Below are 13,476 nucleotides of genomic sequence, written 5' to 3'. Positions count from 1 at the left end.
CGCTCAGGACGACAATACCACTTCGGGAGAACAATCAATGCTCAGGACGACAATCAACACGTCATCCTGAGCAACGCGAAGGACCTCCCGACTCTTGGCAGTAGCTTGCCACAGGAGAGCCTTCGCTTCGCTCAGGATTCTCGGTTTCACAGTGAAATCTATAGATTAAATGCATCAGATCATTCGCCTCCAGAGAAACCCAACTGTAATGGCTGGGAAGAAGGACTTGCAATCATCTGTAAGCTACAATTGGAATGGCCACTAGGCAACCCTGCATTAAAAAATACCTGACCATTGGTTCGCCAATAGTTAGGATGATTGGGATGAAAATAACTTGGGCAAGTGTGCGCAACATCAGTGATATAGTTTCTGGCCACCTCAATGCATTGATCGACACAATCTAGAAAGAATTTAGGGATGAAACTGGTTTCCTTGGAAGTCTCTTGTGTTACCGCTGTTACCACTTCTCTAATAAAACGCTTAGAACTTTCCAAAAGTGGAGTACCGGTGCCATCAGCCACAGAAATCTCTAACGTTTCCCCCGGTAGGCAAATTCTTGGTTTAAGACTGGTTAATTGACCTGACATATCCAGGCTTTGCTGGTACTGTTCAATAGTTTGACCTCCCAGTTTATCGGTTACCACCAGGCGCATTGAGAAGAGCTCCCGCGCTGCAGCCCATCTCATCAGTAATTCAGGATCCTCTTGTGCCGCAACAAAATCAGCACTCGAAGTCTCGACGAGCTCACTGTCAAATACATTAGCAACTTCGTGCATTAAACTATCTCGCCCGACCTTGTAGCTAAAGACATTAAATTTATTTCTTACTCGGATGCTTGAAGCGTGAGTCCTTAACCCATTAATTACTGTATGAATTCTCTGAACGGAATCCTCCTTCGAATCATTATCCTCGCCATCAGTAAACAACAGCAGGTTGTTTTGATTATTACTGGATTTAATCCGCTCCAAAAAGGTTGCAGTCACTTCGTATAAAGGAGTGTTAGTTTCCGTAACCAGACCGTCCACATCGCTATTCAATTGTTCTAGTAGCCCTGCTCTGTAAACGCCTATTTCCTTAATGCCTTTAGAAAACGTTGTGATAGTCAGCTGCGCATCAGGTTGGAAAGCAAAAAGTTGCTGCGCCAGCGATTTTACACTTTTTTTCAGCTCCGGCAGTGATCCTGCCATCGATCCACTGACATCGAGGATGAAATGATAGTTTGGCGGCGATATAGCGTGTGGAACAAAAAAATAAGGGGTTACTTCAAGACGGCCCTCATCCAGTTCTTTGGTTGCATAATAAATTTGTTGTTTTTTCAGGGCATTGCTATTGAGAAAGAGCAATGGGGGTTCATCAGTCTCTTCTCGTGTAATTTTTATTAGGTTATCGGGTGAATTCCTCAGGTATTTTTTTAGATCAAAAACGAGTCTGCCTTCGGCATTAACGAATAGATGGGGATAATTTAAAAGATTTAACATCGACGCATAGGCAGGATCAGGCAAAGCCAACTCGAACAAATTTGATTCCTGAGAAAAAACAAAATAAGCCCCTTGTGATTTAATAATCGTTAAGAGGGCCTTACATGCTTGCCGATGAGTTTCAAGCATCTTAGGGGTATAACCTGTTGCCTGTGCAATATCTGCATCAATAAGCTCGATGAGGCTAAAGGACTTAATATTCTCTTCTACCTGGTCAACGTCACCAAGATCTACTGTTTGTCCAGTGCTCTCAAGACCAGGGTGCATCTCGAGATTTAAAGGCCTGACTTTGGCCTTAGTAATGCCCATTATTAGTTCGTTTAATTTTTTGACAAAACCCTCTACTTGCTTAATCTCATTAAAATCAAAGAGAAAAAAATCGTCTACACTCGATAGCCTGATCTGAGCAAGATCAAGACCCATAGCAGCCAGAAACTCCTTTAAGGATTTTTCACGTAACAAATAATTGCTCAACTTAGACATAATAAACCCTAAATAAAAAATTAGACGCTAATATAGCTGAAAAGATAATCTTATACCACGGCCTTTATGCTCATCTCTAAGCGCTATCTTCTCCCATGTACTATTTCATCAGCACACATTAGATAATTATACACTGCCAAGTAAACACACCGAGATGGCTTGGCAAAGCTATAACCTCATTTAATGCAGCATCTCATTTTGGTATAAAAAATCCACAAAAAAATCATCCAATCCAATTTTTTTAAACAAAAATTGAACCGAATTATTTTCAATATCGTGGATTTTATCCAATTTTTTATATGCTATTTGTTCTTTCTCTAATAAGAAAAATGCACTTCCCAAAGGAAATAACTCACTTCTCTTAATTTCTTTAAAAATTTTATTTCATTTTTGGTCCTATTTTTGGTGTATAATTGGCCAGATTTAACGTTACTTAATATCTAATTTACCTATGACCACAATTGATGCCTCACTATTTGCTCATATTGAAAACGACGCTCATCTCTCTGGAACGTTTCAACTGGAAGGAAATGACTTCTTAAATACAATTGGTTATTTGAGACATTACCTCGAAACCCCTACTGCTCAGGCAGAAGTCATTTGCCCTGAGTACACCCGCTTAGTGCAAAGTATGGATTATCTCATTAAGATTGAGATGAAACTGAAATATCCATTCTTGTTTGAAGAATTAGTTACCCAGGTTACCACTGATGTTCTCAATCTTCAAAAAGGTCAAACAATCTATCTTCCAGGGGGATGGGAAGAGCAAGATAATGGCCATGAGATGATTTATGAATTCACGCGTACGGAGGATGGCTATCTCTTTAAAGCAATTAATACGGGCGCTGGACTTGAATATCATCCGAAAAAATCGAGTCTCGAGAAAGAGCTATATAATCCTGTAAAAGCTTGGCATTTTCCGACACCCACTTCGCAGAAAAGAAAGAAGGAATTGGCTTTATTTGTTGAGCAGCTTTTGCAACCCCAGCTTCCTTTTGCTCATCAGAAAAAAGCAGTAACGGCAAAAATACTCTATGAACAAACTCTCCCTAAAATAAGCTACTTTGGTGGCAAGGAAATCAAATACCCGATTCCCCAATATGGGTACACCGGAGGACAATTATCTGGGACGTGCACGGAACGCTGTCTTCATCAATTGCTAAAGCTCTTTTCCCCCTCAAAGGAATACTATGAGCGTTTTATTTTTAAGTTTAAACATTTCGCACTTTTTGACTATGCAAATGCTTGCTTAAATGGGCAGCAACCTTTTAATCCAGAAGTAAGGGAACAACTCAATTTAGCCATCGAAAACAACCTAAAAATACTGGATATTGTTGGGCTTTTCCCACAAACAGAAAAAGCGAAGTTCTACCAAGAGATAAAAACACTACAAAAAAAGATCAACTGTATTGCGTTCCCTGCAAACACCGCTCCAACCGATTTAAATACTACTGTGCCTTCACTATTTTTAGACGATAGATCGAATACGTTTGCTAAGCCCCATTTTGATTTGCCTGCTCGGGATGAAGTATCGAACTTACGAATTAATCTAGGCTCTGGAGAAAACCTTAATCAAAATCTGGCGCAATTAATCGATGCTATCACCAATGAAAAAAATCAGGCTGCGCGATTGTTTTATCTTGAAAAACTGATTTTACAACTACCGCTTAATAACCAAAGGGGTTTGGCCTCTCCTTTTTATAGCGGTTTAAAAACAGTAAAGGACTGTAGCGATTTCGAGCAGAATCTGGATAAAATTCAATGTTTACTCTCGAACCTGCAAAGTCAATGGCTTCAAGAAGCCCAAATCCCTGTACTCAATGTACTTGTACTCAATATTCTCTCGCTGCAGGCTGATGTCAAAGAAACCTTGACTCGAAAATTGCATCGTCCCTCCTACAGTCCATTCACTGATGCGGTAATGGACGCTCTTTTAAATAACCATGGGCGAAATCCCTATTGGGCAACTAACAATCCCATTCTGGATGAGCGATTTACAGCGTTACAAAAACGATTTAGCCAGGCTCCTAACCCATCGAATATGGATGATTTAACCTATTATGCAGAATTGCTAGCAACCGAACCCCAATTGACCAAGAAGTTAAAGCGAAAATATCACGCCAGTCGTTTTGCTGTAGACACCTCCTACACCCACACAGAGATCAGGACAAAAGGGCTAGAAGCACTTTTTATGATTTCCCTACATTTAGAATCTCAAATTCGCCTTGACGCAAAATTTTATCCACTCATTCAAAAGGTTTATGAGCATCTTCACTATGAAAATAAATTAAGCAGAGTAATTAAACCCTTTTTCATTGACCGGAATGAAAATACAAGCGGAGTCCATTTTGGAAATAATGAAAATCCAGCTCGAATCTATTTTGGAAATCATGAATGGGAGCCTTTTTTAAAAACGCCGTTTGACCTGTCACATTTTTCTTGCTCAAGCTTTACTAAAGCGCTATCCCACCATAAATATGACATAAAAGACTCTCTTGCAAAACAGGCATTAGATGCTGATATGCCGGAAGGAACACACTTACAGTATAAGGGCAAAATAAAAGCGAGAACTGCCAATCACATTCAGCTTTTTCAAGAACCGGGTAGATGGCTAACAGACCCAGGCAAAAGCGTTACCCAAACCGATATCATTGCCCGCGACTATTACCATCTGCGCTGTGTCCCTGAACAGCAAATCCCTTTGACACTCGATTATTTCACCCGCCATATTGGCAAACTGGTTGACGAATCGGATAAACGTTTTGTCGAAGCCAACCTTTTTCAACCAGGACTTTTGCTACAAACGCAAAGCAAGCCCTTTTTTCTACCGCAATTTGATCGATTTTTAGAGACTGGATTTCGTTATTTTAATAAAAAAGGACAACACTCGCGTGACTCATTACTGTTTGTACGGTTAGATTACCTTGTGAGTCGCTATATCGCCTTCACGAATAAAACAACAGGCTTATCTCGTCTAAAGGCACTACAACAGCAACTTGTCAACCAGCTTTCTGAGCCCAACAGTCCAGATATCACCTATGTCCAACAGCAATATTTATTCTTAACACTCCTGGCCCGTATTGAATTAGGTGAAGATCCTAAAGCACTTTTCACCTTAGCATTTGACGCTTTTTTTTATATCCAAGGTCATATTAATCCTCATATCCTGGAAGACACCGCCCACCAGATAGCAGTGGAGCGCGCAATAGCCCAATTTCAGCGATTAGCCAATGAACAACCTGAAGAGCAGATTATCGAGGCCATTCGCACTAGCCTTCAAAAATACCCTTACACCAAAAAATTAACCCTCGTGGGGGGAAAATTTCCACGCTACGTTTTAAAAAACGGCGAGCACCATGCAGAAATCAACGTCTATTCAGGAAAACTGTCTGAAAAAAAATTAACTCAAAGTGGTGTCCCTTTCAACATTCAAAATCACCCCCTGATTAAGAGTCTTGGTTTAGAAAACCATCAGGAATGCTTAAGCACCGCCGATAAAAAATACATGCTGCTGCCAAGCGAAAAACAAGAAGAAGTTCATCTTTTTTATGACGATAACAATCTGATTGTGCAGAAAAATTGGCGCATTCAAGGGCGAATTAAAACCTATGAATTAAGACCACTCACCACAGACCATCTAGCAAAGCATGCGAATAAATCCGCGACTCCAGTAGTAACCTCCCTGCCTAAAGTTTTGACCGATAGCACCGTCGATTATTGGCGAGATATTACCTCAAAGGATGGCTTATTAGTCCAGGACCATGTTCCTATTTATGCTTTTAAAGCAGGCCGTTTTATCGTGCTCGATAAAGCAGGAAAAGAGACAGCTTACCAATTGACGCAATTGCATTCCCAGTGGGCCTACCTCCTTCATCGTTTTGAGAGTATGCAGTTCACTCTTACGCATTCAAGCACCACTGACACCCTCATTAAATTGCCCCGTTATGGGCTTGAATTTAAAATAGACCTCTCTTCCAGAGAACCTTCGCTGGTGCATCAACACACGGGAGAGAAAGTTGTCGATACCCCGTCGCCTATTGACCCAGCCGTAGCTGGATTGGTTCTTGAAAATGACCGGCAAACGCGTTATCTCGTGCCAGTTGCCCGTTTTTATGCGACTCTAAAAGGGGCAAAACCAAGTGCTTTTTATCCCGTTATCCATGATATAAATGGCACAATTGCTACTGAAACGCTTAAGGCTATTAATTCACAGAGCCCTATTCCTCAATGGAATTACCAAAACAGTGAAAGAGCAATCAGTTTTCGTTTACAAGATGGGGAGCCTATCCCCGATACCGTCGCCGATGCACTTTATTTAGCCTACCTCTTCCTGGCGACAAACCAAACACAAAAAGCATGGAAAGTCCTCGAATACTGCAATACCCACTTAGGGGGAGTAACCGGTGACCCTGCAGAATTGCAATTCATTAGCTGGATTTGTAACGATTTACCTCATGTTCTACCGACTGAAAAAAACAAAGTGACGAGAAGCACCCCTCGCTATGTCGCTTGCCAACTCAAAGCAATGAGTCTTTTGAGTGATTACCTATTACAAGATCGCCAATTTAATCTTTCACCGCCCAGTGCTGCAAATACCGCCAATGCCCTTTATCAGCAAAAAGCCCATGAGCAATTAACAAAATTCCTTAATGAGTTGCCTAATACAATTTATTCGTCATTTCAACGCTTGCAATCCATGAGGCGTCACCTTGAGCATGACTTTCAACTTTCAGTCTTAGAGCGCAAACGTTTACTCGATTACTGCCAACAGTCCCCCCTCAATCTATTTTATGGGGCTATAGGCTATGAATGGATGAGTTTAAATTTAGAGCAGCTTCAAGAACAACTTAAAACCCTAAAATTCAGAAATTCTGGCAACCTCTCGGATACCGACAAAAAACAATTAGCGTTTATCGAAAAACAGATCAGGGCAGTAAGGCCGGTTCAGGCTAAATCAACAAACGTTGAACTTATAACAATTAATTTAGATTTGCCTGAGGAATGCGGAATCAGCGCTTATTGGGTGAATAGCCTCTCCAATAAAACGCAATTTAATGAATATGCTTTGCAAATAGCGATTAATGCACTTTCATCGAACATTAGCGAAAAGAATTTTTTCGACCATTTTCCGGCTTATTTTCAGATTGCCTGCACCTCAGGGCAGACGCACCGTCAGCAATTGCTTGACTTCTGCGCCCAAACATTAATTGCCACACGCTATGTACCATTCACTCAAAATTCCTTGTTTGATCAGCAAAAATCCGCTATTCCCCTACTCTGCAATGTGCTCTATCGCGTCCTGCATAATCCATCGCTCATCACTGAGCAAGAAATTGGGTTGAACAAGTTACTCACGATGCTTAGCAATAGCGATGTACCTCCTTTGCAAGTCTCTCAAGCTGAAGATCATTATCATGATGTTTTAGCCAGACCAGAAGACCTCTTAAGCAAAGAACAGCCAATACCCACGCCACTTCAGGTCACTGAGGGGCTTCATGCCCTTTTACCGATACAAACCGAAATAAACCGAGCCTTAGGTGGGCGTCAAGAAGGCGAACAATTACAGCAATTAATAAAAAATTACTGTGATATTGAGGAAAAAACAACTCAGGCAATCGAAGCGCTAGGAAAAACCCTCACTTATGATCTCGAACAGCGCTTTGAAATCGAGCGACAAGCAGGGAAATTACTTTTTGCCCAAGAACAAGGGCAAAAAGCACTTGCCAAAAACTTGATTGAAAATCCAACGCTGACTACCCCCCTTCTTGATATCGCTTATCAAGCTTCACCTTCTCTTGTTTTAGAAGAGCAAACAGCTTGGTCTGAAGCCCTTAATTTTGCTAACCAAGGCCCAGAATCCCCAGAAATGGCTCAGTCGTGGAAAATAAAAAAACGAGCAAAAAGACTTGCTAAACTCAGCAAAGCCGATCTTTTATCCCTCTATTGCAATGCGGATATGGCCTACAGTATTGAAAAGACTGGGCTTAATGCGGCAAAAGTCCAGCAACTCCATCACCTTATTCACAGAGCCCTTGTCGCGAGCATTCAAAATCAGACTAACAATAAGATTGTTAGCCATTTAGAAAACACGCTTAAAACGAAAGATATCGATGCGGCTTTACAAGCATTAGAGCTGCTAGCAAGAAAAGAAATTCCAGGTTTAGACGAGTCAGCCACCGTCGTTCTTCAATACGCTGAAAATATACTACTGCGAAAACGTCAAGAGAGTGCACTTAAGCGCTTACTGACACCCCTTCCTGACGGAAGCATTAATGAAACACTTGAAAAAATTATGCCGGGTGGAGGGAAGTCAAAAGTAGTCATTCCCGTTCTTGCGGAAAAGAAGGCATTAGGAAACAACCTTGTTGTGGTGGAAGTGCCACCCGCATCCTTACCAACCAACCACATTGATTTAAACAGTATATCTCAACGTTTGTATGGCAAGCGTGCCCATCGGTTTGAATTTAATCGCAATAGCAACTGCTCGCCAAAGCGCTTGGAGCAACTCTATCAGCACTTCACTGAGATCATGGCTACTCGCTGCTATTTAGTGACCACAGGCGAATCCATTCAATCCTTAGAACTTAAATATTCTGAGTTCTTGCTTTCAGACAAACCACATGATGCCGTTTGGCAGCAGCAAGTCTATTGGCTGGATAAAATCACCGACCTCTTCCGCAACCAAGCCGACTGTATCATCGATGAAGCCCATTTAGGCTTGTGTTTTAAGAAAAAATTAAATTACACATTTGGCGAACCCAACCCCATTGGATCCGCCCTCATTAAAACTTGTGTCGCTCTGTTCAATTTTATCGATACTGAGTTTATTAAAAAAGCACCGTTCCTCGATACCAATTACGATTGGGAGCCATTCAAAAAAAACCTTGCTACTCAACTCATCAAGGAACCCAATAGCCCATTGAGGGATTTTATTGACAAAGCTGTACTCGCACACGGTGAAGGCATTAAAGAGAAGCTCATCGCGTACTTACTTGACAAAGAACTTTGTGAAGCAGTAACCCATGCAAGTACAGAGGAAAAAGAGGTTCTGGGGATTTTAAAAAATGAAATCAATACTCTCCTTCCAGAAACCTTACGCCAAAAATTAAATGTGAAATACGGGGCATCCCGACTTAACGATTTAACACCGCTTCAATACACCCTGCCTATTCCTTATAGTGGCAACAATGCGCCTAATGAAAACAGCCGTGATGGCAATGAAATTGTCGCTGTCAATCGCGCTATTCAAATGATGCTTATCAAAGGAATTAGCAGAGCGCTTTTTAAAGAGCGCATTTCTGCTTGGCAAATTCAAGCACGTCAAGAATTGTTCGCGAATCCTCATTACAAACATCTCGATGAAACACCAACCGCTCGCGGTTTTGCTACTCTTGAAGGGGAGTGTGGCTTAAGGCTAAGCCAAGTGAATTTGGCTGACGCTTCGCAAATAGAAAGCCTTTACCAACGCCATAAAAACAATCGCCCGCTTATTTTTTCTATCCTGCAAGAGTCCAGTCTAAAACAAATTAATCTCGACCCATCTATCCTTTCAAGTGACTCGTTTAATCATGTGGACTTGTATCGCAGCGTACAATTGCTGACAGGCACTCCAGCAAATCACATGACCCTTCATCACCGTATCCACTACGATGCAACAGCTTCTTTAGGGACTGATGGGTATATTCTTGAAGTACTGGATGCTAAAAACACTCGCATCTCAAGTCTTGATTATCAAGGGGTGCGATCTTTTGTTGAACATGCGATAGGTCATTCCTGTGAGCGTGCGCGAATCCGCGCCATCATCGATATTAACGCCACTTTCAATGGTGTAAGTAATGATCTTGTCGCGAGAGAATTAGCACGCTATGCCCACATTAATCCAAATCATTTTAATAATCCTATTAAACATGTTCTCTATTTTAATGCAGAGAATGTATTGTATGCCCTGGATATTAGCAAACCCAATGAACCGATTAAACTTGGTACCAGTGATGAAAAAGAAATCCAACGCATTTTAGGCTCCACTCCCAACGAGCGTTTGACTTATTTTGATCAGTTCCATGCCTCCGGCACCGATCTTGAGCAGACTAAAGATGCCCATGCTTTAGCACTCGTGGATGACGACAACTTACTTCTCGAATACATTCAAGGTGATTGGCGCATGCGCTGGCTTCACCGAGGTCAAAGCCTTGAGCTCATTACACCGAAACGCTTAGAGGGTGTTTCTCGACAGGATTTAACCAAACGTTTGGTGTTGAAAGAAAAAACCATCCTGTTAGCCGATGTACTTTCAACAGGTAAAAGCCAGTTAGTTAACTTCATGCGCCGCCATAGCTTAACTTTAATTCAAGGCCTTCCTTCCGAAAATGGCGAACAAAAGTCAGTGCTTGCCAAAAAATTCAGATGCTTTTTAGAAGAAAAATCAACGGGTAATTATTTTAACCTCTATGGGGGCATAAGTGAGGAAAAAGACGTTGAAGGAATGCTTAAAACCTCTAAAACCGAGTTATTAGCCCTTCTAACGGGATGCTATGAGTCGGCAGGTATTCCCTTGCCAGAGCAAACGCGTCTGCAGGTCGACACCGACTTACAACACATTATCGATAATGTTCTCCCTTGGTGCCCTAAAAAATACAAAAGCACTCGGGCTGATACCAATAAAGAAGTGCAAATCCAAATCGAAGCCCATAGAGATTTACAATTCGAACGAGAACAGGCTCATGAATGTTATCGCTACAGCACTAATTTGTGGGAAAAAGATGAGGAAAGTTGGGAAAAATTAAATCCATTTTCTGCGCTAATTAGCAACAAGACCAAAACGATAAATGAACTGCGCTCAACAACCGAGCCCCCTCTTTTTTCTGAAACGCTAAGAGTAAGCAACAACTATGCTTACAATTATAAGGAGCAGCGCGACTATCTCAATGCATTTGTAAAACCGGTTTTCCTTGTCTGGTACCACTACGAAGGGGATGTTTTACATGCCACTGTGGTCACGCCACAAGAGCTTGAGGATTTAGAAAAGTGTATAAAGGACCTACCTGGCAAGAACTGGATAGCAAGTACCCAGGATACTGTTGTTTCAGGAGCTCGTCCGGAAGCTGCTCTGTGCGATCAACAATACCTTCGTTTACGTGAGCAAGTTCGTTTTTTTAATGGTGAATTTAATTTGCTGATGAATCAAGTCACCCCTTTGCTTTGGTTAAAAGAGCAACCCGTCGAAAAGATGACTTTTTTTGAGACTAAGCTACAAATTTTTCGACCGGGTTGTGAAATGGATTTTCAGCAATTGAAAACCAGTTTAGTGCAGCCTCCCACGGAGACCTTTGTATATATCACCGCGCACCCTTTTGATGATCTAAGCCATTTCGATTGGAAACACGCCTATCCTCAACTCATTCCTACACAAATAGCCGAATGTAAAAAGCTTGCTGAGGCCTTTGCTTACGCGAATCAAATGGGTCTGCAAAGAGACCTCACTGCGCGCGAAATACAGGAGAAATTCAGCTTACCACTCAATTGTCTGGGTTACATCGGTGACCATTTAAACCACTTACAGGGCTTAAAGGAATTATTAGCATGGTTATCAGGCAAACTAGCCTCCTCCCCCTCGACCAAACAGGAAGAGTGTTTTGCAAGATACCTCGGCATTTCACTTGAGCTATTCTGCCAGAGCAACCAAATCACCGCATTACACGGGCTCACCTCGAATTTAGAAGAAGCCAAACAGCGTCAATTGGCTGCAATAAAAGCGATACTCATTATCCAAAAACAGCTCCATTTAAAGGAAGGAGTCGCCGATTATTTTTTAAGCTTGCTTAAACGTTCCCAATCAACGGACGCTTTGCGTGAACTCTTAAAAGCAGAAAATCTGAATGAAGCCTTTTTCATTGAATTTCTTCAACATCCACTTTGTGACAGCACGCTTATCGAAAATTTACTTAGTTCTAAGCATGAATTTTCTGATCAGCATCTGAAACTCATGTTGCAACGATGCGATAGCGAAGAATGTTTTAACCAATGCATGGATAAGCTATTGCAAAAAGCGACAATTGGCGATGAAGTCTTAACTGTTTTGCTCAAAAGGAAGGAGATTAACGAAAAGCAATTAGTTGATCTTGTTCTAAGAGCTCAGACAACTGAAGCGCTAGCACAAATTTCTCAACATCCGGCAGCCAGTGATGAAGTTCAAGAAGCCATTCTCTTGCATTCTCAATGCTCATCGGAACTATTCACTGCAATCATCAATAGGGGTTTACTGAAACCATTGACGGCTGAAGTGGCGTTTAAAGTTTTACGCGTTTTTGGCCAACAGGCTATCCCCCTGTTACCAGTAAGAGAAATGGCTGAACTTGCCAATGAAAATGACATCGATTTGATGATTAACCAAATCGGCGGTTCAGTCCCTTCAAATAACTCTAAAACGCACTTTCTCTTTAAGGACCTCATTAAAAAATGTTTTGCTCAATTAGCACTGAGCAACAATCCACGGTGGGAAAATCGGTTGTTGCAAATTGCCCAGAAATACCCAGTGGACAGTGACCTCTATAAAGAGGTGATCAATTTTATTTGCGAGCATCCATTAAGTGAACGTTTAGCATTAAAACTGCTTCTTCATGGAGGTCACGCAGTAGCTGATGCGCTACCTTTTGAAGAAGCCTTTTTAATTGCTGATGAGTCTGAGGTTAAAATCCTCTTAAATGCCTTCCACTCTAGCCCTCTCAGTGAAGAATGCCTAATCAAGTTAGTCAAAAAAACAAAAGACTTGGAAATCATGCAGTCGATTCTTCAAAGAGAGGTGGGCCACAATGTACTCCAGGCTATTCTTAATAAAAATCTGGACTATCCTACACTGCAACTAGCGCTTACACATAAACAATTCTCTAAAGAAAAGCAGCGAGCGTGGCTAGACCATTTAGCGGATACACAAACCACCCTCCAAGAAAAGGCACAGTCTACTGCTCATCCAGACAAGGCATTAATCGCATCCTTACACGCTTTGAAAGTAAAGGCGTGTCATCATGCGGTAAGAGCACTTACCGATGAAGCGTACAAAGACGTTGCTCAAGCTTCATTTGATCTTTATGGCACACTTCGCCAAGAAATTGAACAATTTTTTCAGGCTCCTTGCTACCCATCTGAGTTTATTCGAGAGTGCTCAAAAGAAGTTGAAAAATCTCGTGGTATTTTAGCCACTCATCGAGGAGGAATAGGGCAACTGCTTATCGATATCCTCAGTGCTATTCTCGCAGTAGCCACCCTGAAATTTATTCGTTCCGATTCGCACAAATGGGACTTTTTTGAGACGAAAACGGCAAGCTTACAAATTGTTGAAGAACTCCAAGTCAATATAAAGCGATGTGCTCAGGAAGCAACTCAGAATCAGAGTAGGCAAACATCCAACTCCGAGCCGTCTTCAACAACTCCCTACCCGCATCAGCGAAATAGGTTTTTCTATCAAGCGGGTCAAGAAAGCTGGGAGCAAAGCCAATTTGTTCCCGTTGTGAGTTACTGA

The 13,476-nt window shown here is 41.6% G+C and carries 2 protein-coding genes; one reads left to right on the top strand and one right to left on the bottom strand.

The window, feature by feature from the left end:
* Nucleotides 1–179: 179 nt before the first annotated feature.
* The gene (locus B5D33_RS03720; protein ID WP_058453181.1) at nucleotides 180–1,961 is read right to left on the bottom strand and encodes a VWA domain-containing protein; all 1,782 of its coding nucleotides are present in this window, start codon (nucleotides 1,959–1,961) and stop codon (nucleotides 180–182) included.
* Nucleotides 1,962–2,412: 451 nt separating this feature from the next.
* On the opposite strand from B5D33_RS03720, the gene B5D33_RS03715 reads away from it, so the two are divergent.
* Nucleotides 2,413–13,476, top strand: coding sequence for a DUF3638 domain-containing protein (locus B5D33_RS03715; protein ID WP_058453182.1), 11,064 nt, complete (start codon nucleotides 2,413–2,415; stop codon nucleotides 13,474–13,476).

It is taken from the genome of Legionella maceachernii (assembly GCF_900167045.1).
GTDB classification, from domain to species: Bacteria; Pseudomonadota; Gammaproteobacteria; order Legionellales; family Legionellaceae; genus Tatlockia; species Tatlockia maceachernii.
The sequence above is the reverse complement of the archived record's forward strand: the minus strand, read 5'-3'. Positions and strand labels throughout refer to the sequence as shown.